The 21,827-nt window shown below is 62.5% G+C and carries 16 protein-coding genes and 2 pseudogenes; 10 read left to right on the forward strand and 8 right to left on the reverse strand.

What is annotated here, in order from left to right; genetic code table 11:
* Positions 1-288: 288 nt before the first annotated feature.
* Genes ACNHGR_RS20525 through ACNHGR_RS20535 form a run of 3 tightly spaced genes read left to right on the forward strand, consistent with a single transcriptional unit; the run spans position 289 to position 4,930 of the window.
* On the forward strand, positions 289-2,769 hold the full coding sequence (locus ACNHGR_RS20525; RefSeq protein WP_475288586.1) for a TonB-dependent receptor: 2,481 nt from the start codon (positions 289-291) through the stop codon (positions 2,767-2,769).
* Between the two features lie 11 nt (positions 2,770-2,780).
* Positions 2,781-3,938, forward strand: coding sequence for a YdcF family protein (locus ACNHGR_RS20530; RefSeq protein ID WP_475288588.1), 1,158 nt, complete (start codon positions 2,781-2,783; stop codon positions 3,936-3,938).
* Between the two features lie 14 nt (positions 3,939-3,952).
* Positions 3,953-4,930, forward strand: a complete 978-nt coding sequence (locus tag ACNHGR_RS20535) for a phospholipase C/P1 nuclease family protein (RefSeq protein WP_475288589.1) — start codon at positions 3,953-3,955, stop codon at positions 4,928-4,930.
* Positions 4,931-4,989: 59 nt separating this feature from the next.
* On the opposite strand, the pseudogene ACNHGR_RS20540 reads toward ACNHGR_RS20535, so the two are convergent.
* A pseudogene (locus ACNHGR_RS20540) lies at positions 4,990-6,225 on the reverse strand (MFS transporter); the annotation flags it as partial.
* Positions 6,226-6,469: 244 nt separating this feature from the next.
* Here ACNHGR_RS20540 and ACNHGR_RS20545 point away from each other — a divergent pair.
* Positions 6,470-7,186: a TetR family transcriptional regulator gene (locus ACNHGR_RS20545; protein WP_475288590.1), complete on the forward strand. Its 717-nt coding sequence runs from the start codon at positions 6,470-6,472 to the stop codon at positions 7,184-7,186.
* A gap of 235 nt (positions 7,187-7,421) precedes the next feature.
* Positions 7,422-8,057 (forward strand): annotated as a pseudogene (locus ACNHGR_RS20550) (IS5 family transposase); the annotation flags it as partial.
* A 743-nt stretch (positions 8,058-8,800) separates the two neighbouring features.
* Here the strand turns inward: ACNHGR_RS20550 and ACNHGR_RS20555 are convergent.
* Together ACNHGR_RS20555 and ACNHGR_RS20560 are read right to left on the reverse strand one after the other, a co-directional pair.
* The gene (locus tag ACNHGR_RS20555) at positions 8,801-9,742 is read right to left on the reverse strand and encodes an electron transfer flavoprotein subunit alpha/FixB family protein (protein ID WP_475288591.1); all 942 of its coding nucleotides are present in this window, start codon (positions 9,740-9,742) and stop codon (positions 8,801-8,803) included.
* Positions 9,739-10,488, reverse strand: a complete 750-nt coding sequence (locus ACNHGR_RS20560; RefSeq protein ID WP_475285576.1) for an electron transfer flavoprotein subunit beta/FixA family protein — start codon at positions 10,486-10,488, stop codon at positions 9,739-9,741. The genes ACNHGR_RS20555 and ACNHGR_RS20560 overlap by 4 nt, the downstream gene beginning before the upstream one ends.
* 130 nt (positions 10,489-10,618) lie before the next feature.
* Here ACNHGR_RS20560 and ACNHGR_RS20565 point away from each other — a divergent pair, with 130 nt between their 5' ends.
* Together ACNHGR_RS20565 and ACNHGR_RS20570 are read left to right on the forward strand one after the other, a co-directional pair.
* Positions 10,619-11,386 (forward strand): FadR/GntR family transcriptional regulator, encoded by a 768-nt coding sequence (locus ACNHGR_RS20565; RefSeq protein ID WP_475288593.1) that lies wholly within the window; start codon positions 10,619-10,621, stop codon positions 11,384-11,386.
* Positions 11,387-11,454: 68 nt separating this feature from the next.
* Positions 11,455-12,645, forward strand: coding sequence for a CaiB/BaiF CoA transferase family protein (locus ACNHGR_RS20570; protein WP_475288594.1), 1,191 nt, complete (start codon positions 11,455-11,457; stop codon positions 12,643-12,645).
* A 40-nt stretch (positions 12,646-12,685) separates the two neighbouring features.
* Here the strand turns inward: ACNHGR_RS20570 and ACNHGR_RS20575 are convergent, their stop codons facing one another.
* Positions 12,686-13,825, reverse strand: a complete 1,140-nt coding sequence (locus ACNHGR_RS20575) for an acyl-CoA dehydrogenase family protein (protein ID WP_093020579.1) — start codon at positions 13,823-13,825, stop codon at positions 12,686-12,688.
* A 153-nt stretch (positions 13,826-13,978) separates the two neighbouring features.
* Here ACNHGR_RS20575 and ACNHGR_RS20580 point away from each other — a divergent pair, with 153 nt between their 5' ends.
* From ACNHGR_RS20580 to ACNHGR_RS20590, 3 genes are all read left to right on the forward strand, one after another.
* On the forward strand, positions 13,979-15,211 hold the full coding sequence (locus ACNHGR_RS20580) for a LysR family transcriptional regulator (protein WP_184274580.1): 1,233 nt from the start codon (positions 13,979-13,981) through the stop codon (positions 15,209-15,211).
* Positions 15,212-15,293: 82 nt separating this feature from the next.
* The gene (locus ACNHGR_RS20585) at positions 15,294-15,644 is read left to right on the forward strand and encodes an antitoxin Xre/MbcA/ParS toxin-binding domain-containing protein (protein ID WP_475288596.1); all 351 of its coding nucleotides are present in this window, start codon (positions 15,294-15,296) and stop codon (positions 15,642-15,644) included.
* A gap of 8 nt (positions 15,645-15,652) precedes the next feature.
* Positions 15,653-16,153 carry an RES family NAD+ phosphorylase gene (locus ACNHGR_RS20590; protein WP_475288597.1) on the forward strand — a complete coding sequence of 167 codons (501 nt, stop codon included), beginning with the start codon at positions 15,653-15,655 and terminating at the stop codon, positions 16,151-16,153.
* A 115-nt stretch (positions 16,154-16,268) separates the two neighbouring features.
* Here the strand turns inward: ACNHGR_RS20590 and ACNHGR_RS20595 are convergent, their stop codons facing one another.
* The 4 genes from ACNHGR_RS20595 to ACNHGR_RS20610 are packed head-to-tail and all read right to left on the reverse strand — an operon-like array spanning position 16,269 to position 21,734.
* Entirely contained in the window at positions 16,269-17,756 is a 1,488-nt protein-coding gene (locus ACNHGR_RS20595) for an aldehyde dehydrogenase family protein (RefSeq protein ID WP_475288598.1), read from the reverse strand.
* A 17-nt stretch (positions 17,757-17,773) separates the two neighbouring features.
* Positions 17,774-19,399, reverse strand: coding sequence for a GMC family oxidoreductase (locus ACNHGR_RS20600; protein ID WP_475288600.1), 1,626 nt, complete (start codon positions 19,397-19,399; stop codon positions 17,774-17,776).
* Positions 19,396-20,745 carry an MFS transporter gene (locus tag ACNHGR_RS20605; protein ID WP_475288601.1) on the reverse strand — a complete coding sequence of 450 codons (1,350 nt, stop codon included), beginning with the start codon at positions 20,743-20,745 and terminating at the stop codon, positions 19,396-19,398. Before ACNHGR_RS20605 ends, ACNHGR_RS20600 begins: the two co-directional genes overlap by 4 nt.
* 56 nt (positions 20,746-20,801) lie before the next feature.
* Positions 20,802-21,734 (reverse strand): PDR/VanB family oxidoreductase, encoded by a 933-nt coding sequence (locus ACNHGR_RS20610; RefSeq protein ID WP_475288602.1) that lies wholly within the window; start codon positions 21,732-21,734, stop codon positions 20,802-20,804.
* Positions 21,735-21,827: the final 93 nt, after the last annotated feature.

Below are 21,827 nucleotides of genomic sequence, written 5' to 3' on the forward strand. Positions count from 1 at the left end.
CATATTTTTGGACATCAGATTCGTTTCCTGACTGAACTGCTCCTCTGATAAAGGGCGATAGAAATCGTGATAAAATAGGCGTCAAACTCGGTCTGACTGCGACCAACTGAGTCCAAATTCCCACGTTCCAAAATCCTGCACAAACCATTGGATAACAGCTGTTTTCGTTGATTTGGCTAGATGATTCACCGCAAACTGACCGCTCATTTAATTATTTTCACAACAATAATTAAAAATGTCACATCGCTGCATCAGGGGAGCGCCCGACCAATCAAAGAGGGGCTCTCCATGTTCAAGACCATTTTGGCTACCGGCACCGCCCTTGCGGCGCTCTGTTCCATGTCGCCTGCCTTTGCGCAGGATAGCGGGCCGGCCGAACAGGCCGCCGACGCTGGCAATGGGTCGAGCGACATCATCGTCACCGGTTCCACCCGCGCCCAGCGCCGCTTCGACGTATCCTATGCGATCAACACCATCTCGAACGAAGATGTGGAGAAGATCGCGCCGGTGAACTTCGCCGACCTGATCGGTCAGTTGCCCGGTTTCCAGACCGAAATCACCGGTGGCGAAGTCCAGAATATCTACCGCATCCGCGGCCTGCCCAATGACGGAGGCTTCGTCAGCTTCCAGCAGGACGGCTTGCCGCTGTTCCACGAGAATGACGGCGTCTTCTTCCGTGGCGACGCGATCCTGAAGCAGGATCTGATGACCGACCATGTGGAGGTCGTGCGCGGCGGCCCGGCGCCGGTCTATGCCAGCTATTCGGGCGCGATCATCAACGCCATCACCGTCACCGGCAGTGATACGCCGCGCGGCAAGGCGCAACTGACGTTGGGCGACACCGGCCTTTATCGCCTGGACGCCTATCAGGCGGGACCGCTGGGCAAGGACACCTATTATGCGATCGGCGGCTTCATTCGCCAGCATGACGGGTATCGCGACAATGGCTTTCCCAATGACAAGGGTGGCCAGATCCGCGCCAATATCAAACATGATTTCGACAATGGATCGGTCAAGTTCAACGTGAACTATGTGAACGACCACAACGTCTTCTATCTGCCGATCCCGACCGCCGATCCACGCGATCCCAGCGTCTCGCTCGACAAATATATCGACTATTTCGACGGCACGATGAACTCGCCGGCGCTGCGCAACGTGAACCTCATGTATCGGGATGGCACCGGCCAGATTCAGAGCCGCAACAGCGACCTGTCCGATGGACGCCATATGCAGATGATCAATTTCGGCGCCCAATATGAGGGCGAATTTGGCGAATGGCTGGTATCGGCCAAGGCGGGCTACACGCAGGGCAAGAACGACTTCACCGCTTTCTATTCGACCACGAACCCGGCAGATGGCACCACATTTGCCAGCGGCTATCTCGCCCGCGCCACCGCCGCCTTCGGCGCGGTCGACCATTTCGGCTATACGCTCGCCGGCACCAACACCGTCTATGATCCCACTTCGGCATCGGGTCTGGTGATGCAGGGCCAGTATCGCGACATCCATTCGAAATATTATTCGGGTCAGGCCAACCTGTCCGTCGCCCGCAAGTTCGAAACCGGGTTCGGCAGCCATGACCTGAAGCTCGGCCTCTATGGCAGCCTCTATGGCGAAAGCAGCCGCACCCTCTACCAGAATTATCTGATCGAGGTTTCCGGCAAGCCCCGCACGCTCGACCTGGTCGCCTACAACGCAGCCGGCACCGAGATCGGCCGCGTGACCGAAAATGGCGTGCTCAACTATGCCGCGACTCTCAATCAGGGCGACAGCGATGCGAAGATGTTTGCACTCTATGCCAACGATACCTGGGAAATCATACCGGGCCTGCGCATCGATGCGGGTATCCGTCACGAGCGCTACAGCTACAAGGGCTGGGCCGCGCTGACCGAGGCCGCCAATCTGGGTGACGCCACGACGCTTGCGGATGACAGCACCCGCGCCTTCACCGGGGTCATTATCAACCAGACGCTGAAGCCCAACGTTACCAACTGGACGGTCGGCGCGAACTATGACTTTTCCAGCCATGTCGGCGTCTATGGCCGCGCCTCGCACCTGGAAACGCCGCCCAACGTCCAGACGGTGATGAGCATCAACCCGACCATCATCACGACCAAGGCCGACCAGTTCGAAGCAGGCCTGAAGCTCGCCTTCGGCCGCTCCTATCTCTACGTCACCGGCTTCTACACCAATTTCGATCCGCTCAACGCCAGCTTCCTGGCCTTTGATCCGACCACGGGCCGCAACGACGTCAACATTCCCTTCATCGGCGAAGCGCAGGTCAAGGGCGTGGAGTTTGACGGCAAGCTGGCTCTAACCAACTGGTTCTCGCTCAACGGCGCGCTCACCATCAGCGATCCCAAATATAAGAATTTCCAAAGCTCGACCGGCGCCGACCCGGAACAGGCCGAAGGCAATCAGATCGTCCGCCAGCCCAAGGTCTATGGCAATATCCGCCCCAGTTTCGATTTCGAGACGGGCGACACGGATATCTCCGTCTATGGCCGCTACACCTATATGGGCAAGCGCTTCGTCGACCTCTACAACAACACCGCGCTGCCGGCCTATGGCACGGTCGGCGCGGGCATCACGGCGCGCCGCGGCAGCTGGCAGGCGCAGATCGTGGGCGACAACCTCTTCAACGCCCATGGCCTGACCGAAGGCAACACTCGCACCGACTCGCTGAGCGGGCAGGGCAGTTCGGAGGCGATCTACGGCCGCCCGATCTTTGGCCGCAACTTCCGCCTCGTCATCAGCAAGAGCTGGTGATGCGGCCGAGGATGACAAGCCTGCTCATGACGGCAGCGGCGGTTGCGTTCACCCCTGTCCCGGTTAGCGCCGGGATAGTAGGTGACACGGTGACAGAGGCGCTGTCGCAGCGCCTCTTCCCGCTATTCGATGCGACGGGGCGCGATCCTGCGACGCTGGACCGGATCAAGGCTGCTCCCGGCATCTCCACTTTGCTACGCGCCCGGCAGGATCGGCGCGCGGCCTGCGGGCAAGATCTGGTCTGCGCGGCGCAGGCGATGATCTGGGCGTCGGCAGACCTCGAAACCATGGCGCGCGCCGCATCTTCGCTCACCAACCTTCCGACGGCGGATGACGGCGCGCCAGCGCAGATCCGGCGGGAAATGGAGGGCGTTAATGCGATCGTGCGGACCTATGGGCTGGGGCAAGTCCCATCCTATCCGCAAATCGACGGGGCGGGGCTGATCGACCCGCAGGAGCGACAGGCCCGGCTTCAGGCCGCGGACTGGCTGTCGCGCACGCCGCGCGACAAGTCGGCGCAGGCGCTGGATCCCAGCATCGACTATGCGCTGGCGCTGCTGGACGTCAGCGACCGCACCGATGCGATCGGCTATGAACCGCTGACGGGCGGCGCCAATGCCCCGGCCATGGCGCGGGCGAAGACGATCGGCTGGAGCAACTATCGTTTCAGCGCGATGATCCTGACCGGCGTTGGCCCGGAAGTGGAAGGCATGCCGCTCAGCCCCTATGGCAAATATCATCTGCGTCTGGCCGCCAGCCGCTTCGCGCAGGGCGACATTCCCTTCATTATCGTCACCGGTGGCCGCGCCCATCCGCGCGCAACCCGCTTTGCGGAGGCGGAAGAGATGCGCAGGGCCTTGATCGACCGCTATGGCGTGCCGGCCGATGCGATCCTGATCGAACCCTATGCCCGGCACACGACGACCAACTTGCGCAACGCATCACGGCTGTTGATGGCGATGGGCGCGCCGCTCGACGATGATGCGCTGATCGTCTGCAATCCGCAGCAGAGCGCCATGATCGAAAGCGTCCAGTTCACCAAACGCAATGCCGACGAACTGGACTACCAGCCCGGCCGGATCGGCCGTCGCTTCTCGCCCACCGAACTCGCCTTCCGCCCCAGCCGTACCTCCGCACGGATCGACCCGCGCGATCCTCTCGACCCCTGACACGGAGCCGTCCCATGCGCATATTCGCCCTCGTCACCGCCCTGACCATGCTGCCCACGGCAGCGCATGCCTGGGGCGGCACCGCCCATAGCGTGATCGACCGCGCTGCGATCGAGGCCATTCCCGATGACGGCCCGATATTCCTGCGCAAGCATGTCGATTATATCGCGGCGTCGGCCTCTCTGCCCGATAGTTGGCGCGGGGATTCGGAGAATTTCTCGAAGATCGAGGAAGATCCGAACCATGGCTGGTTCCGCGAGCAGTTTAGTTTCCTGAAGCCGGTTCCGCGTTCGCGCTACGAATTCGTGATCGCGCTCTACAAGCGTTATGAGGCGATCAAGGAAAGCGATCCCGCGACCGCGGCGCGCACCAATGTCCGCTGGACCGGCACTCTGCCCTATGCCGCGATCGAGGCCTATGACCGGCTGGTCGTGTGCATGCGTTATGTCCGCAAGGCGCAGGCCGACGGCGGCGACGTGTCGGTGCCCGAGCAGCATTGCGCCTTCCAGGCCATCCGCCTTGGCCATTATATCGGCGATGGCGCGCAGCCCATGCATGACTCGATCCATTCGGATGGCTGGCGCGGCGACAATCCCAAGGGGTTCACGACCGACCGCAGCGTCCATGGCCGGTTCGAAAGCCAGTTCGTCGATGGCATCAAGCTGACCGTGGCCGATATCGCTCCGCGCATCGGCGCTCCCGATCACCGCAGCGGCGACATGTTCGACGCCGTCCTCGCCTTCCTCGACGAAGCCGGGGGCAAGGTCGGTCCTGTCTACACGCTGGAGAAGCGCAACGGCTTTGCCGATTTCGCTGACAAGGATGTCCGCGCGATGGTCTATGAACGGACGGCGGCGGGTGCTGCCATGCTGCGTGATATGCTGTGCCGCGCCTGGTCCGAAAGCGCCAATCCTCCGGTAAAGGTCACACCATCGCCGCTCGATTTCGGCAATCCGCGCTTCAATCCGGAAACCGGCTCTGCCCCCGACTGATCGCGCCGGTTCAACAGCGTGACAAGCCGGCCATGGCGGGCATGGCCGAGGTCGAACCGCCGCATCAGCAGGATGGCGGTCATACTGCCGATCAGCGGGATGCCCAGTCCCAGACCAAGCATGCCGATCTGGACCGATAGCGCCTGCGGCTGGCCGGGCAGATAACCCAGCCAGCCCAGCGTCCAGCCGATCAGGCTGGTCGAGGCGGCGCCGCTGGCCTTCACCAAGACGAGGTAGAAGGCGAACAACCCCGTCTCGAAGCGCCGGCCATGCCGCCATTCCACGACATCGACGGCATCGGCCAGCAGTCCCCAGGGCAGCATGAAGACGCTGGCGAGGCCGAAGCCGATGATGGCGGTGCAGACCGTCAGCGCAGGCGGCCAGGACAGGCAGATGGCAAAGCCGATCAACCCGACCATGCTGACGCCATGCCCCATGGCGAGCAAGATGCTCTTGCTGAACCGCCCGGTCATGGCGGTCCAGAGCAGCACGCCCGCAAATTGTCCCATTGTCAGTGCCAGCAGCAAGGTCGTGACAAGTTCCGGACGATAGACGACATAGCTGCTGATATAGAGCAACATTCGCCCGAAGGTCGGCGCTGCAAAGCCGGTCAGTAAGGCAAGAAGGCCCATGCCGATCACCATGGGATCGCGCAGCGGGATACGGATGCCATCCTGCGTGGCATCGCGTCGCGCCGATGGCGCAATGGCGCGTCCGGACGTCCATGCACAAAGGATCATGGTGAAGGCAAAAAGCCCGCCGGCTACCGCACCGGCGATGGCCAGCCGCCCGAAGGCCTGCTCGCTTCCTGCCTGTTGGACCAACGGGGTCAATAGGGTCGCTACGATCAAGGCGCTGGTCGTACTGAAGAACAATCGATAGCCTGATACACGCCCGCGTGCCCGGCTATCACGGGTAAGCTGCGCCATCAGTGCATTATGGGGCACGTCGATGACGGCATAGGCGCCACGGAACACCAGCAGCGCGGCCGCAAGCATCCATAATTGCACCGCGCCCAATGCGGGCATGGCATAGAGCAACGTGAAGGCCAGCCCACATGGCATTGCCGCAGCCGCGACCATCCAGCGATAGCCCTTGCCGGCCTGCCTCAGCCGGATAACGAGGCGGGCGGCGATGAGGTCGAAGACCAGATCGCCGCACAAGGCCGCCAACATCAGTGATCCCGCTGTCGTGCCGTCCAGGCCCAATATGTCGGTCAGCAGGAACAGGATGGTCAGGTCTGCACCACCGAACAGCAGTGCCTTGCCGAAATTGCCGGAGGCGTAGGCCAACATTCGGCCTTCCGCCAGTTTCTGTATCACCTTGACTTTCCGTCTGCTAGCAGCCGCGTGTTTCTGCGGGATGTCCCACGCCCTAGATGCCTATTCTTACATTTATGGGTCAAAGACCGGCCCCTGTCCGCCGGGTCAGTCGCCTATTGGCCAGGGGTGGCGGGTGAACGGAGGGGGAGATGAAGATCCTTTGTCCGAGCGGCGGTGACTCTTGGTAATGTTGAAATGTGCGCTTTCGCAAGATCACATGGGGCCGCTTATCTTGCGCTCGTTGCCGTCACCCATGAGTCCGTGCATGGCGGATCAAGTGGCAGGCGAGGGGAATGGGGAGAATCTCGACGGCAAGACGCGATCGATCCTGGCGGGCGAACAGCTATTCGCGAAAAATGGCATCCAGGGTGCGTCCATGCGGGAGATTGCGGCGCAGGCAGGTCAGGGCAATCACGCCGCAGTCCAGTATCATTTTGGTTCACGCGACGGGCTTGTCCAGGCCATTTTCGATTATCGCAGGGACCAGATGGAGCATGCGTGCTGGACAATGCTGCAACGGGCGGAAACGGACGGACGTTTGAAGGATGCACGTACCCTGTTGGAGGTCGTGTTGCTGCCGCAACTGGACCTTCAGGATGCTGACGGCAATCACAGCTATGCCATCTTCCTCAGCCAGTATCTGCTGCAAAGTCAATCACCCAAATTTGGTGATTTCAGCGGATCTGAGCCGGCGAACCTTACCAGAGCGCTGCGTTTGCTACGCGAACGGGTTGATTATCTGCCACCGCATGTGGCGCAGCGACGGTTGATTAGTGTCAGTCTCATGTTCCTCAACATTCTCGTGCGCCACCACGGTACCGATGGTGAACTGTTCGGCGAGACATTCGAAGAGGCGCTGGAGGACACAATGGAGCAGATCATGATGGTGATGTGCCTGCCGCTACGACTGACGGCGGAAATGTCATGGCGGTGACCGATACGAAGCGTTGTGCTGGTCGCGAGACGAGGTGAACGAATTCCGATCGCGAAGAGTGGGCGATAAAGTGACAAAAGAACCGCAAAATGCGTGCGGATTTGTCACCTTATGTCGCTTTTGCAATAGCTGCGTGAAGGCGTGTGAGAGGCTGTGTCAGAACGCAGGCGTAATGGTGGACGATCGGGTTTCGATATGATTGCGAGGGGTTTCGAGACCAACCTTGGAATACATGATGTGGAATCCGACCGCCCGCGCGCACCATAGCCGCGCACAGCTTCGCTATGGAAGCGATCTTAAGGATGCAGAATGGGATTGGATCGAACCCTATTTGCCAGCACCTTGTCATGTGGGACGGCGCTGGCCGATGGGGGAGATCATCGAGGGGATTTCCTATCTGTTGCGAGCCGGATGCCCATGGCGGCTATTGCCCGACAGTTTTCCGCCATGGCGCACGGTCTATCGGTGGTTCTGCGCCCTGCGTGACGAGGGGCTGTTTGAGAGCCTGAACCGCCATCTGGTCCAGATCGACCGTGTCCGAACAGGGCGGGAGCCGATGCCATCAGCGGCGGTCATTGACAGCCAAAGCGTGAAAACGACCGAAGCGGGTGGGCCGCGTGGCTATGATGCAGGCAAGAAGATCATGGGCCGCAAACGGCACGCCATGGTCGATACAGATGGCCGGACACTCGCCTTGCTGGTCCATAGCGCTGATGTGCAGGATCGCGATGGCGCTGTGCCGCTGCTCAAGCAATCGCGCCAACGCCACCATTGCGTTGAACACATCTTCGCTGACAGCGCCTACAATAGCGACCGCGTCCGCAACGCTACCGCCATGACCGTCGAAATCGTCCGGAAATTCGCCGATCAAAATTGAAGGCGGTTTTTCACGTCGACTGGGCGCACAGCTGGCAATCGATGCCGGTTGGTCTATCGCGGAAACCCATCGGATACCTGCCTGGAACATCAGTTGGTAGCGGACGGTCGGGCGGCACGCTTGGCGGATGTGTCAGCCCTGCATCGTTATGGGAAGGGTAGCGCGGATCGACTTTCGCCTTCGTGCGGCGGTGGCCTGGATATCCTGATCGATCCATGTCTGGATCGGTCGGCCGCGGCGGGAGCGGTCAACGCGTTTGATGATCGGGTTCCGGCCAGCCTGCCATTACCATCCGGCCGTGTGCGCGAATGGGGGGAGCCAAAGAGCGGCCTTATATCCTCTCCCTGCGGCTTCTCGCTTTTGGTGATGGTGCCGAACTCGAAGGGACAACAAGCATCGCCTCGGCTGCGGCCATCGATTATTCCACGATCATGGGTGGGGTATGGCCTTGCTCGAATGGGCGCTGAGTATGCCAGACCTCTATAGAGGGTGTCAGGGCAAGGGAGCAGCGATTGGCGAATTTGGGAAGCCGTAGCGTCGCGGATAGCGATCCGCGACGTATCCGAAGCCGGACAGGCCTGATCCCGACAGCAAGGATACGGTAACGTTCGGGCTTTCCGCTTTTTGTGAAATTATGAAAGAATATCGGAAATTCTACCATCAATAATAATATTAATTACATTTATATTTCTCGGTAAAAACAGATTTGAATGTCTGCGTAATATTTTGCAGAAATTTTAAGCTGAGAATAGCTTTTCGGTAAGTTCTGGGACGACCTTGAAGAGATCACCGACGAGGCCGATGTCGGCGACCTGGAAGATCGGGGCATCCTCATCCTTGTTGATGGCGATGATGGTCTTGCTGTCCTTCATGCCCGCCAGATGCTGGATCGCCCCGGAAATGCCGACCGCGATATAGACTTCGGGCGCCACGATCTTGCCGGTCTGCCCGACCTGATAGTCGTTGGGCACATAGCCGGCGTCCACCGCAGCACGGCTCGCACCCACCGCAGCGCCCAGCTTGTCCGCCAGCGGGAAGATCGTCGCCTCGAACGTCTCGCCGTCCTTCAGCGCCCGGCCACCCGACACGATGATCTTGGCGCTGGTCAGTTCAGGCCGTTCCAGCTTGGCGATCTCGGCACCCACGAAGCTGGAAATACCCTTGTCCCCGGTCGAAGCCACGGCTTCCACGACGCCCGAACCACCCTCGCTGGCTGCCTTCTCGAAGGCGGTGCCACGCACGGTGATGACCTTCTTGGCATCCTTCGACTTGACCGTCGCAATCGCATTGCCGGCGTAGATGGGGCGCGTGAACATATCTTCGCTCTCCACCGACAGGATATCGCTGATCTGCATAACGTCGAGCAGGGCGGCAACGCGCGGTGCGATATTCTTGCCGTTGCTGGTGGCCGGCGCGACGAAGGCGTCGTGGCCGGCCATCAGTTCGACGATCAGCGGCGCGACATTTTCCGGCAGCGCATGACCAAAGGCCGCGTCGTCGGCAACATGGACCTTGCCCACGCCGGCAATCCTTGCAGCCGCAGCGGCGACACCGTCGATGCCCGCACCGGCGACCAGCAGATGCACTTCGCCCAGCTTCGCCGCGGCGGTCACGGCCGAAAGCGTCGCGTCCTTGACCGCGCCGCCTTCATGTTCAACCCAAACAAGAGCCTTCGTCATGCTGCCACTCCCAGAGCCTTGAGCTTTGCCACCAGTTCGTCGACATCCGCGACCTTGACGCCGGCCGAGCGCTTGGGCGGTTCGGACACCTTGAGCGTCTCCAGACGGGTGCTTGTGTCCACGCCGTAATCGGCGGGCGTCTTGGTCGCCAGCGGCTTGGCCTTGGCCTTCATGATGTTGGGCAGCGAGGCATAGCGCGGTTCGTTCAGGCGCAGGTCGGTGGTGACGATCGCCGGGATATTGAGCTTCACCGTTTCCAGACCGCCATCGACTTCGCGGGTGACATTCACCGTGTCGCCTTCGACCTCGACCTTGCTGGCGAAGGTACCCTGCGGCAGGCCCAGCAGCGCAGCGAGCATCTGGCCGGTCTGGTTGCTGTCATCGTCAATCGCCTGCTTGCCCAGGATGATCAGGCCAGCAGCCTCTTCCTCCTGCACCTTGGCGAGCAGCTTGGCCACGCCCAGCGGCTCAACCTCGTCATCCGTCTGGATCAGGATCGCCCGGTCCGCGCCCATCGCAAGTGCGGTCCGCAGCGTTTCCTGCGCCTTCGCAACGCCAATCGATACCGCCACAACCTCGGTCGCCACGCCCTTTTCCTTCAGGCGAATGGCTTCCTCGATCGCAATCTCGTCGAACGGGTTCATGCTCATCTTCACGTTCGCCAGATCGACGCCCGTACCGTCCGCCTTCACCCGAGGCTTCACATTATAGTCAATCACCCGCTTCACGGGCACAAGGATCTTCATCTCAACATCCTCCGTTAATGGTAAGACCATTATAACATTATGATTTCATGTCAAGCAGGCTGGTCGAACCATTGCCGGATTGATCGGAGAGCGTTAGCGTTGGCTTTCCCGATCAACAGGTTTGCCCGACATGAAAATGCCCTCTTCCTCACCCAATTTCGCGCCGATCAAGACGCAGCGCGCTTTCGAGGTCATCTGCGAGCAGATTCGCGCCCAATTGGCGGCCGGGACGTTGAAAACCGGTGACAAGTTGCCGGCCGAACGCGAGCTGGCAGCGGAGTTCCAGGTCAGCCGCAGCGCCTTGCGCGAAGCACTACGCAGCCTGGAAGTGGCGGGCATCATCCGCAATGTGAAGGGCGTGAAGGGCGGCGCCTTCATCCAGTCCGCCGAACCCGACAGGATTGTTCAGGCGATGCAGGATTATGTGCATCTGGGCAATGTCTCGCTGGACGAACTGACCGAGGCGCGACTGGCGACGCAGGATATCATCGTCCGCCTCGCCTGCGAGCGAGCCAGCGACGCCGATCTGGCCGAACTGGAGGCGATTGCAGAACGAACGCGGCAGGAAACAAGTGTGGAAGCGCGTTATGAATGCGCGGCGGCTTATTATCGTGTGCTGGCGCGCGCGACCAAGAATCGTATGTTCGGTATCTTCGTGGATTCGCTATCTGCCATCCTGCACGAATTTGTTCAGGGACCGGATTATGAGACGTTGCAGGAAACGCTGATCGACTCCCGTTTCAAGCTGGTCCGACATATGCGCTCGCGGGATGCGGATGCGGCCGCAGCGGAAATGCGCAAGCATCTGGAACGGGTACATCGCCACGTCCGAAAGAACCTGAAGGCGCAGGATATGCCGGCGAAGATCGGGAAGGCGCGCGGCAGGGCGGCCGGATGAATTGACCGTCCAGCGGCATCATGCAATAGGTAGGACCATTCAATATTTGGCTCTATCAAGGATGAGGCATGGCTGAAGAACAGGCTGCGGCGGAGGGCGATGCTCTGGCCGGTGTGCGGGTGCTGGATTTTACCAGCGTGATGGCGGGGCCGTTCGCGACGCGGATGCTGGCCGATCTGGGTGCGGACGTGGTGAAGGTGGAATCGCTGGAGGGCGATCAGGTACGCGCTCGCCCGCCGGTGCGCGAAGGACATAGCGCCTATTTCGGTCATCTGAACGCAGGCAAGCGGTCGATCGCTTGCAACCTCAAGTCGTCGGAAATTCGCACGCTGATCCTCGAACTGGTGAAGCGATTCGATGTGGTGGTGGAGAATTTCCGGCCCGGTGTGATGCATCGTTTTGGGCTGGACTATGCGACGCTGTCGGCCATCAACCCGCAGCTGATCTACTGCTCCATCTCCGGCTACGGGCAGCAGGGGCCAAAGGCTCATCATCCCGCCTATGCGCCGGTGATCCATGCGGCGAGTGGGTTCGACATGGTCAATCTCCATTATCAGGATGGTGCGGACCGCCCGGCGACCGGCGGCATTTTTGTCGCCGATGTGCTGGGCGGCACCCATGCCTTTGGTGCGATCCAGGCGGCACTGTACCAGCGGGAGAAGACCGGGCAGGGCCAGCATATCGACCTGTCGATGCTGGAAGCAATGGTCGGTATGCTGGTTTTCGAAGCGCAGGAGGCGCAGTTTCCCGGTGGTGCGCGGCGGCCGCTCTATTCTCCGCTGCGGACCAGCGACGGCTTCATCATGGTTGCGCCGACCAGCCCACGCAATTTCGAGCAGTTGAGCGATGCGGTCAGCCATCCCGAATGGCGTGATGATCCGCGCTTTCGTACTAATGCCGATCGCAACGCCAATTGGGCGACATTGCTGGGTCTGACCGAGCAATGGACCGTCGAACGGACATCGGCCGAAGCGGAAGCGATCCTGTCACAGCATGGCGTGCCGTGTGCCCGCTACCGGGATATGGCGGAGGTGCTGGACGATCCGCAATTGGCCGCGCGGGAGGCGTGGACGACGATCCATGACGAGGCTGGTCCGTTCGCGGTGCCCAATCCGCCATTCCGTATGAGCGGATCGCGGGCGCAGCCGCGCGATCTGGTCGCGGACCTTGGCGAACATGGGGCGTCATTGCTGACGGAAGAATTGGGATTGTCCGATAAGGCGGTCGCGGATTTGCGGACTGCGGGACAATTGATCTGACAAGAGAGGGGAGGGGCGGCGCCCCTCCCCCCTTTCCACCTTAGCGCAGCAGTTCGCGGGCGATGGTGTTGCGCTGGATTTCCGAGGAGCCTTCGTAGATCCGAGTGATGCGGATATCGCGATACAGGCGCTCCACCGCGAAGCCGCGGCAATAGCCATTGCCGCCAAAGATCTGGACAGCGGTGTCGACAGTGCGGCTACCTGCTTCCGTCGCGAACAGTTTGGCCATGGCGGCCCGCTCGCGGCTCTTGTCGCCCTGGTCATAGCGCCAGGCGGCGTCGAGCAGCATCAGGCGGGCGGCACGCATGTCGGTTGCCATATTGGCGAGATAGTGGCGGATCGCCTGAAATTCGGAGATGACGCCGCCAAAGGCCGGGCGCACCTTTGATTCCTCGATCGCCAGTTCGAGCGCATATTCTCCCATGCCGACCGCTGTGGCGCCGACATTGATACGGCCTTCATTGAGGCCTTCGAGTGCATAACGAAAGCCCTGCCCCTCTTCGCCGAGCAGCGCGTCGGCCGGCACCTGGCATTCGTCGAAGCTGAGTTCGAACACGCCCGGCGAGGCGGTGCCCATCAATTCGATCGTGCCGGTGACGGAGAAGCCGGGCGTGTCGGCTGGCATCAGGAACGCGGAGATGCCGTTGCGGGCGCCCGCGGCCTTGTCCGTATAAGCGTAGACGATGACATATTTGGCCTTCTTCCCGTTGGAAATGAAGGTCTTGCTGCCATTGATGCGCCAGCCGTCGGCATTGCGAACGGCGGTGGTACGCATCGAACCCGGATCGGAGCCGCTATTGGGTTCGGTCAGCGCAAAGGCGATCGGGATTTCGCCGGTGGCCATGCCGGGAAGCAGGGCGGCGCGCTGTTCCTCGCTGGCATGATAGATGATGTTCTTTGCCCCCGGTCCCATCAGCGGGCGCAGTTCGGTCCAGAACTGGGGAGGGAGGCGGGCAAGTTCGATCTGCACCGCCGCCTGCGCCAATGCGCCAAGGCCAAGGCCGCCATAGGCTTCGGGCAGGGCCATGCCGAAATAGCCATTGTCGACCAGCGTCTGACGCACGATCGGCGGGATGACCCCTGTCTCCTGAAAGGCGACCTCATAAGGCAGCAGGTCACGGACAATGGTGCGCGTAACGTCGCAGAATTCCTTGATATCGTCGGGTAGTTCGAAATCCACGGGGCTTCCCCTCCTTGATGAATGAGACAACGAGTTGGACACATAAATCGGTTTTTCGTTCGGTAATGGTCCTACCATTTGATAAATGGTCAGTCCATTCAAATTTTCAAAGCCGCTGGCGTTCCCGTCGGGAGGCATTAGGATGTCGCCACCATGTCCACCGATCCGTTCGATCTCAATCTGCGGCACCTGCGCGCGCTGCTCGCGATCCGGGAGCATGGCGGCATCACGGCCGCCGCCGATGCCGTCAGCCTGTCGCAGCCGGCGCTGACGCAGGGGCTGGCCAAGCTGGAGCGGCAATTCGGCTACACGCTGTTCGAGCGGCGATCGGGCGGCATGATCGCGACGCCGATGGGGGAAATCGTGATCGATCGCGCGCAGGCGGCGCTGGAGCATCTGTCGGCGGGCGCGAAGGGGCTGTCGGCGGTGTTCCTGCACCCCGAGCGGCTGATGACGATGACGCAGTTGCGCGCCTTTCTGGCGCTGGCGGAGGCAGGCAGTTTCGCGTCCGCCGCACAGGGGACAGGCCTGTCCCAGACGGCGGTGCATCGTGCAGTCGGCGATCTGGAACAGATGATCGGCGGCAAGCTGGTCGAGCGGCGCGGGCGGGTGGTGTGGCTGAACCCGGCGGGCAAGCGGCTGGCGCGCGGCACGCGGCTGGCGGTGGCGGAGATTTCGGCGGCGATCGCCGATCTGGGTCTGGATAGCGGCAGCGGCAGCGAACTGATCGCCTTCGGCGCGCTGCCTCTGTCACGCCCCTATCTGGTGCCCGCAGCCATGGGCCGGCTGACGCGAGAGGAGCCGCGCGCGGCGTTCAAGGTGCTGGAGGGCAGTTGGCGCGAACTGGTCGAGCCGCTGCGCGACGGCGTGATCGATATGATCGTGGGTGCCCTGCGGCCTTACGAGATTGCCGACCTTTACCAGATGCCGCTGGGGGAGGATCGATTGGTGATCGCGGCGGGCAGCGGACATCCGCTGGCGCAGGTGGCAGCACCGACCATGGCGCAGTTGGCCGCCTATCCCTGGATCGTCGCGCCGGCCAATTCGCCGCTGCGCGAACAATGGCAGCAATTGTTCGCCGACCAGCCCCAACCGCCGACGCCGATCGAATGCGGATCGGTGATGATTATCGGCCGGCTGCTGACCGAGGGACATTTTCTGACGCTGTTGTCGCCCGATCAGGTGGCGTTGCAGATCCGCAGCGGATTGCTGACCCAGATCGGTCCGCCGCTGGAAACCAGCCGGCGTCTGGTGGGCATCACGACGCGCCGTAGCTGGCGCCCGACCGCGATCCAGCGGCGGTTTCTGGACTTGGTGAAGGATGCAGCGACGCGACGGGTCGAGGAAGCGTCGGTCGTGGGGTTGCGCGGAGAGGGGTGGGTCTAGGAAATGGCTGACCCTATCCGATCCTTGAATGCCGATAATTTTGACGCTATATTGCGTCAGAATTACTGTGGTAGGAAATGATATGAGCCTGCTGGACTATGCCGATCATGGGCTGTTCGCGCCGATCAAGATTGCGGCGGCATTTCGCACGACCAGTGAGGAAGTGGCGCGGTCGGCCGGGCTGGGCCGCGATGCGGTGCAGCGCAAGGAGCGGCTGCGTTCCGACAAGACCCAACGCCGTCTGAGGGAAATGGTCGAGATTGTCACGAAGACCAGCCCTCGTTTCGGGTCCGCGCTCATTGCCTATGCCTGGTACAGGTCGGAGCCTCTGCCGGGATTTTCCGGGCGGACGGCGATGCAGCTTGTGCAGGAGGGCCGGGCGAGCGACGTGCTGGATTATATCGACGCGGTCGATGCGGGCGTTTACGCCTGACGGCATCCATGCGCTATCGCGGGAAACTTTATCGGGCATTGAACCCGATCTATGCGCGTGAACCCTATTCGGGGCGCGGCGCGCAACTGCATGGCGGCCGTTTCAATCCGAAAGGCATGGCTGCGCTCTACTGCGCGACATCTCTCCACACCGCCATTCGCGAAGCCAATCAGGTGGGTGATCTGCAACCCACGACAATCGTTTCCTATGACGCCGATGTCGCGACCGTTTTCGACGGTCGCGATCCTGTTACGCTTAAGCTGTTCGGAATGACGCCGGACGCCTTGGCCGATCCGACCTGGCGCGATCAGATGAGGGGAGCCGGAAAAGCGCGCACGCAGATTTTTGCCGAAACGCTGATCGCCGATGGCTTTGACGGATTGCTGGTTCGCAGCTTTGCGCGCGGCGCCACCGACGATGACATCAACCTCATACTCTGGACATGGAGCGATAGCGCCCCGTCCAGACTCACGTTGATCGATGATGAGGGACGGCTGGACAAAAGCTGAGCCCAGCGTCGCGAGTGCTCCTGAGCATGATGCCGTCATTGAACAGCACCATGCTTTAAGAGCTTTTTTCGCATTTTGCGAGCCGTCATCTGTACCGGATGACTTCAAAATGCTCTTAGTCCAGTTTGATCCACACCGCCTTTGTTTCCAGATAATCCTCGATATGGTGGGGGCCGGACTCCCGGCCAAAGCCGCTCATGCCATAGCCGCCAAAGGGGACGCCGGGGTCGAGCATCTGGTAGCAATTGACCCAGACCGACCCGGCGCGGATGCCGCGCGCCATGCGATGCGCGGTGGCGAGGTCGCGGGTCCAGACGCCGCTGCCAAGGCCGAAGGGCGTGGCATTGGAGCGTTCCAGCACTTCCTCGATCGTGTCGAAGGAGAATGCGGACAGGACCGGGCCGAAAATCTCTTCCCGTGCGATCGTCATGTCGTCGGTCACATTGTCGAAGATGGTGGGGGCGAGGAAATAGCCATCGTCATAGCCCGCGCCCGAGAGGCGCGCGCCGCCGGCCAGCGCACTGGCGCCTTCCGCCACGGCGCTGTCCATGAAGCCCAATATCTTGTCCATCTGAAGCGCGGAGACGACCGGGCCGATTTGCGTTTCGGGGTTCAGCGGATCGCCGACCTTGATCGTCTTCGTGAAGGCGGCGAGCCGCTCCATGAACTCGGTGCGGATAGAGGACTGGACGAAGAGGCGGGTGCCGGCAGAGCAGATCTGCCCCGAATTGGCGAAGACGGCCATGGCAGCGGCGGGCACCGCCTTGTCCAGATCCGCGTCGGCGAAGACGATGTTCGGGGACTTGCCACCCAGTTCGACCGTGACCCGTTTCATAGTGGCAGCGGCAGCATGCAGGATCTTTTCGCCCACGCCGGTCGATCCGGTGAAGGCGATCTTGTCCACGCCGGGATGGCTGGACAGGGCCGCGCCAGCGTCGCCCATGCCGGTCAGGATGTTGATGACGCCTTCGGGCACCCCGGCTTCCAGACAGAGTTCGCCAAAGCGCAGGGCGGACAGCGGCGTCTGTTCGGCGGGCTTCATGACGAGGGTGCAGCCGCTGGCGAGGACCGGCCCGGCTTTCCAGACGGACATGCCGATCGGGCCGTTCCACGGATTGATGGCGGCGACGACGCCGATCGGTTCCTTGATTGTATGGGACAGGACATCGCCGGGCGCGCTGTTGTCCAGCGTTTCGCCGGCGATCAGCGTCGCCTGACCCGCATAATAGCGCAGCAGGCTGCCCGCGCGCGCCTTGCCAAGGATGGTGCGGCTATAGGGTGCGCCGAGGTCCAGCGTGTCGAGCATCGCCAGTTCCTCATAATGGGCCTCCACCAGATCGGCGAGGCGCAGCATGATGCGCTGGCGCTCGGCCCCCTTCATGCGGCCCCACGGACCGGAGAGCGCGGCGCGGGCGGCCTTGACCGCGCGGTCGACATCTTCCGCGCCGCCCTGCGCCACCAGTGCCAGCAGTTCGCCGGTAGCGGGATTGCGGGTTTCGAACCGCTTGCCTGACAAGGCGGGCACGCGCTGGCCGCCGATCAGCATATCCTGTTCGGGCCGGTCGAGCAGGGCGGGGCGGGGCGGGATCGTGGTGATGGTCATAAGTCTCTCCGGGCCGGTCAGGCGGCAATATTGGATCGAAGGGCGTCTTCGAGGATGAAGCGGGCGGCGCGCTGCGCGATCATCATGGTGGGCGCGCTGGTGTTGCCGCTGATGATTTCCGGCATGACCGATGCGTCGACTACGCGCAGACCGGCGATGCCGCGCACGCGCAGGCGATTGTCGACCACGGCCATGGGGTCGCTGTCCGGCCCCATCTTGCACGTGCCGGTTGGGTGGTAGGCTGTGTTGACGATGCGGCGCAGGGCGGCGTCGATCTCCGCGTCGCTCTGATGCTGGGCGCCCGGTTCGATTTCGTCGCCGGTCATGGCGGCCAGCGCTGGCTGGGCGAAGATGCGGCGGGCCTCGCGGAAGCCGGCGATCAGGGTCTGCATGTCATAGGGGTCGGAGAAGAAATTGGGGTCGATGACCGGCTTGTCCTCCGGCCGGTTGCTCGCCAGGCTGACGGAGCCGGCGCTTTTGGGGCGGAGCAACTGGATCAGCGCCATATAGCCATGGCGGCGCGGGACCGAACGGGCGTCGATCTTCAGCCCGACGAGGAAGGTGATCTGGATATCCGGCCGGCCGCTGCCGTCAGTGCAGAGGAAACCGCCGCATTCGGCCACGTTGGACGCCAGCATGCCGGTGCGGTTGAAGAGATATTTGAACGGGCTGGCGATGATGCGGGGCAGTGCCTTGGGCGAGATGGCGTAGGATTCGCCCGACGGATTTTCCATCGCGACATGGACGGTCGGGTGGTCCTGCAAATGCTGGCCGACGCCGGGCAGGTTATGGACGATGTCTATGCCCATGGCGCGCAGATGATCCTGCGGGCCGATGCCCGACAGCATGAGCAGCTGGGGCGAGTTGGTCGCGCCGGCGCACAGGATGATTTCGCGCCGGGCGGTGAAGATGCGGCGGGCGCGGTCCTTCTCGACCTCTATGCCGCTGGCGCGGCCGCGATCGAAGAGGATGCGGCGGACCATCGTTTCGTCATGGACGGTCAGGTTTTCGCGATGGAGCGCAGGGTGGAGGAAGGCGCGGGCGCTGGACAGGCGGGTGCCGTTGCGCTGGTTGAGGTCGTAGCGGCCGAAGCCGTCCTGCCGTTCGCCGGCGAAATCATTGTTGCGGTGATGGCCGGCCTGCGCGGCGGCATCGACGATGGCGGTGGCGATCGGGTTCCAGCTACGCGGTTTTTCGACGTCCAGTTCGCCGCCCTTGCCATGCCAGGACTGGTCGGGGCCGTGGTAGTTTTCGACAGTCTTGAAAGCGGGGAGGACGTCGTCATGCGACCAGCCGCCATTGCCGGCGTCGGCCCAGCCGTCATAATCTGCCTTCTGCCCGCGAATATAGACGCCGCCATTGATGGCGCTGCATCCGCCGAACAGCTTGCCGCGCGGGAAGTTGATCTGGCGGTTGTTGACGGCGTCGTTGCCCGCCAGCGACTGTTTCCAATTATATTTTTCGTGCGGCAGCAGGAAGATGTTGCCGACCGGCATGGCGGTCTTGATGTTGACCGGCCATTGGCGGTCGGACGGGCCGGCTTCGATCAGGGCGACGCGGTTGGCCGGGTCGGCGGACAGGCGATTGGCCATCAGGCTGCCGGCGGACCCGGAACCGATCACGATATAGTCATAGTCGCTCATGCGCGTGCATCCTGCCGGCCGAGGCGGGGGACATGGCCCCGCACGGCGATGAAACCAAGGGCGTTGACCAGCATCAGGCCGGCCAGCACGCCAAAGAAGCCCATATTGCCGCCGCCGATGAGGGTAGCGCCGGCGACCGCGCTGACGATAGCGCCGGCGCGGCCGGCGGCCCCCATCAGGCCCAGGCCGCGGGCGCGCACGGCGGTGGGGAAGGCATGGGCGCCGACCGCGAACATGGCCGATTGCGCGGCGCTGGCGAACAGGCCGAGCGCACCGAGGGCGGCGAGAACGGCCGGTTCGTTGCGGCCGCCGTCGATGGGGAGGAGCGCCAGCAACGCGCAGACGCATGCGCCGGTGATCGCCATCAGGATCAGCGTGGGGCGCGATCCGAAACGGATGATCGCAAGGCTGGCGAACATCGCGCCGATCGTGCCGCCCAGATTGAAGCTGGTGAGGCCGAGGCTGGCGGTCTGAAGCCCGAAGCCGGCGCTGAAGAGCATGGTCGGTGCCCAGTTGAACATGAGGTAGATCATGAACATGCCCGAGAACATGGCGAGGCTGAGCGCCAGACTGTCGCGCCGCAGCGCGCCTTGCAGCAGGGCGCCGAACGGGACGTAGGGCGCTTTCCCATCCACCTTCTCCGCCGGTCGCACGGACGCCGGATCGGGATGGGCGATGCGGCGCAGGATCGCGTCCAGTTCCGCGCGGCGATCGGGCCGTTCGGCCAGATAGCGGGGCGATTCCGGCAGGATGAACCAGAGCAGGGCGACAAACGCCATGGTCAGCAGACCGCCCAGATAGAAGAGCCAGCGCCAGCCCAGCACCGGCAGGATCGCAGCGGCGCCGACCCCGCCCAATATGCCGCCGATCGACACGCAGACGACGCCGAAGGTGACGGCGACGCTGCGCCAGCGGGCGGGGGTGAATTCCGCGATCATCGCGCTGGCCGTGCCGGGCACGCCGCCAAGGCCGATGCCGGCCAGCGTCTTGAGCACGGCCACATGCCACAGTTCGACGGAAAAGCCGGTGGCAAGCGTCGCCACGCCGAAGATGGCGACGCCGATCAGCAGCGCGCCGCGTCGGCCAAAGCGATCGCCGATGAAGCCGGATGTCAGCGTGCCCACGGCCATGCCGACGAAACCCAGCGCAAAGACGAAACCCAGCGCGTCGCGGCTGATATTCCATTCCTTCAGCAGGGACGGGGCGGCCAGGCCGAGCATCTGATTGTCCAGACCGTCCAGAACGACGGTCGCGGCAATCATCAGCACAGCCCAGACCTGAAAGGAGGACAGGGGCAATGCGTCCAGCATCCCCTTGCCTTCCGGCTCCAACGCGGTCCCTGCCAAACGGCTTCTCCTTGATGGGCGTTTGCCCTGTTATCGTTCGGCGCAGTGCGCCCGTATCAGATGTCCAGCACCAGATTGGCGGTCTTCGCGCCCGAGCAGCAGACCATGATCAGCTTGTTCGCGGCCTTCTCCTCATCGGTCAGGAAATGATCGCGATGATCGGGCACGCCGTCCAGAACCTTGACCTGACAGGTGCCGCAAATCCCCTCCGAACAGGCGAAGCCGATATCGACGCCAGCCATCAGCAGCGCGTCGAGCATCGTTTCGCCTTCCTCGACGGCGATGGTCTTGCCGCTCTTGGCGAGTTCCAGCGTATAGCCGCCTTCGGTCGCCAGTTCGGTTTCGGCCGAGAAATATTCGATATGGGCGTGGCCTTTCGGCCGGTCGGCATTGGTCGCGACAAAGGCGTCCAGCATGCCGGTCGGGCCGCAGCAATAGAGATGCGCGTCGGCCGGGGCGCGGGCGCAAATGGCCTTCAGGTCCAGCCGCTGCCCCCCCGGCACGCCGTCATAGGCGATTTCGACGCCGTCATAGTCCTCGACCCGGTCGACATAGGCGGCACGATCCGGAGTGGCGGCGACGTAATGGAGTTCCCAGCTACGGCCCAACTTCTCCAGCCGCGCGATCATGGGCAACATGGGGGTGATACCGATACCGCCGGCGACCAGCACCGTATGGGTGGCGTCTTCCACCATCGGGAAATTATTCTTCGGCTCCGACATTTCGACGATCTGGCCGACGCGCCATTTCTCGTGAATGTGGCGCGATCCGCCGCGACCGTCGATCGCGTGATGGACGGCGATTTCATAATAGCCGCGAATGGCGGGATCGTTGACCAGCGAATAGCTGCGCGCCAGCCCCTTTTCGAGCTGGAGGTCGACATGGGCGCCGGGTTCGAACGCCGGCATCATGCCGCCGCCGACCGGTTCCAATATATAGCTGTTGATCCCGTCCGCTTCCCAACGGATGGTCCGGATACGTACCTGCATCACACTCTCCCTTTGGCGCGATGCGTCTCTTGACCCGGCCGGTGCGCGATGGATAGGCGCCCGGTACGGATCGCAATGCGTCTCGTCACCTCA

The sequence above is a fragment of the Sphingobium sp. RS1 genome (assembly GCF_056156825.1).

Excerpts from the sequence above, each read along its gene's own strand:
- ACNHGR_RS20525 (WP_475288586.1), top strand. The coding sequence starts at position 289 with ATGTTCAAGACCATTTTGGCTACCGGCACCGCCCTTGCGGCGCTCTGT.
- ACNHGR_RS20530 (WP_475288588.1), top strand. The coding sequence starts at position 2,781 with ATGACAAGCCTGCTCATGACGGCAGCGGCGGTTGCGTTCACCCCTGTC.
- ACNHGR_RS20535 (WP_475288589.1), top strand. The coding sequence starts at position 3,953 with ATGCGCATATTCGCCCTCGTCACCGCCCTGACCATGCTGCCCACGGCA.
- ACNHGR_RS20545 (WP_475288590.1), top strand. The coding sequence starts at position 6,470 with ATGGGGCCGCTTATCTTGCGCTCGTTGCCGTCACCCATGAGTCCGTGC.
- ACNHGR_RS20555 (WP_475288591.1), bottom strand. The coding sequence starts at position 9,742 with ATGACGAAGGCTCTTGTTTGGGTTGAACATGAAGGCGGCGCGGTCAAG.
- ACNHGR_RS20560 (WP_475285576.1), bottom strand. The coding sequence starts at position 10,488 with ATGAAGATCCTTGTGCCCGTGAAGCGGGTGATTGACTATAATGTGAAG.
- ACNHGR_RS20565 (WP_475288593.1), top strand. The coding sequence starts at position 10,619 with ATGAAAATGCCCTCTTCCTCACCCAATTTCGCGCCGATCAAGACGCAG.
- ACNHGR_RS20570 (WP_475288594.1), top strand. The coding sequence starts at position 11,455 with ATGGCTGAAGAACAGGCTGCGGCGGAGGGCGATGCTCTGGCCGGTGTG.
- ACNHGR_RS20580 (WP_184274580.1), top strand. The coding sequence starts at position 13,979 with ATGTCCACCGATCCGTTCGATCTCAATCTGCGGCACCTGCGCGCGCTG.
- ACNHGR_RS20585 (WP_475288596.1), top strand. The coding sequence starts at position 15,294 with ATGAGCCTGCTGGACTATGCCGATCATGGGCTGTTCGCGCCGATCAAG.
- ACNHGR_RS20590 (WP_475288597.1), top strand. The coding sequence starts at position 15,653 with ATGCGCTATCGCGGGAAACTTTATCGGGCATTGAACCCGATCTATGCG.
- ACNHGR_RS20595 (WP_475288598.1), bottom strand. The coding sequence starts at position 17,756 with ATGACCATCACCACGATCCCGCCCCGCCCCGCCCTGCTCGACCGGCCC.
- ACNHGR_RS20600 (WP_475288600.1), bottom strand. The coding sequence starts at position 19,399 with ATGAGCGACTATGACTATATCGTGATCGGTTCCGGGTCCGCCGGCAGC.
- ACNHGR_RS20610 (WP_475288602.1), bottom strand. The coding sequence starts at position 21,734 with ATGCAGGTACGTATCCGGACCATCCGTTGGGAAGCGGACGGGATCAAC.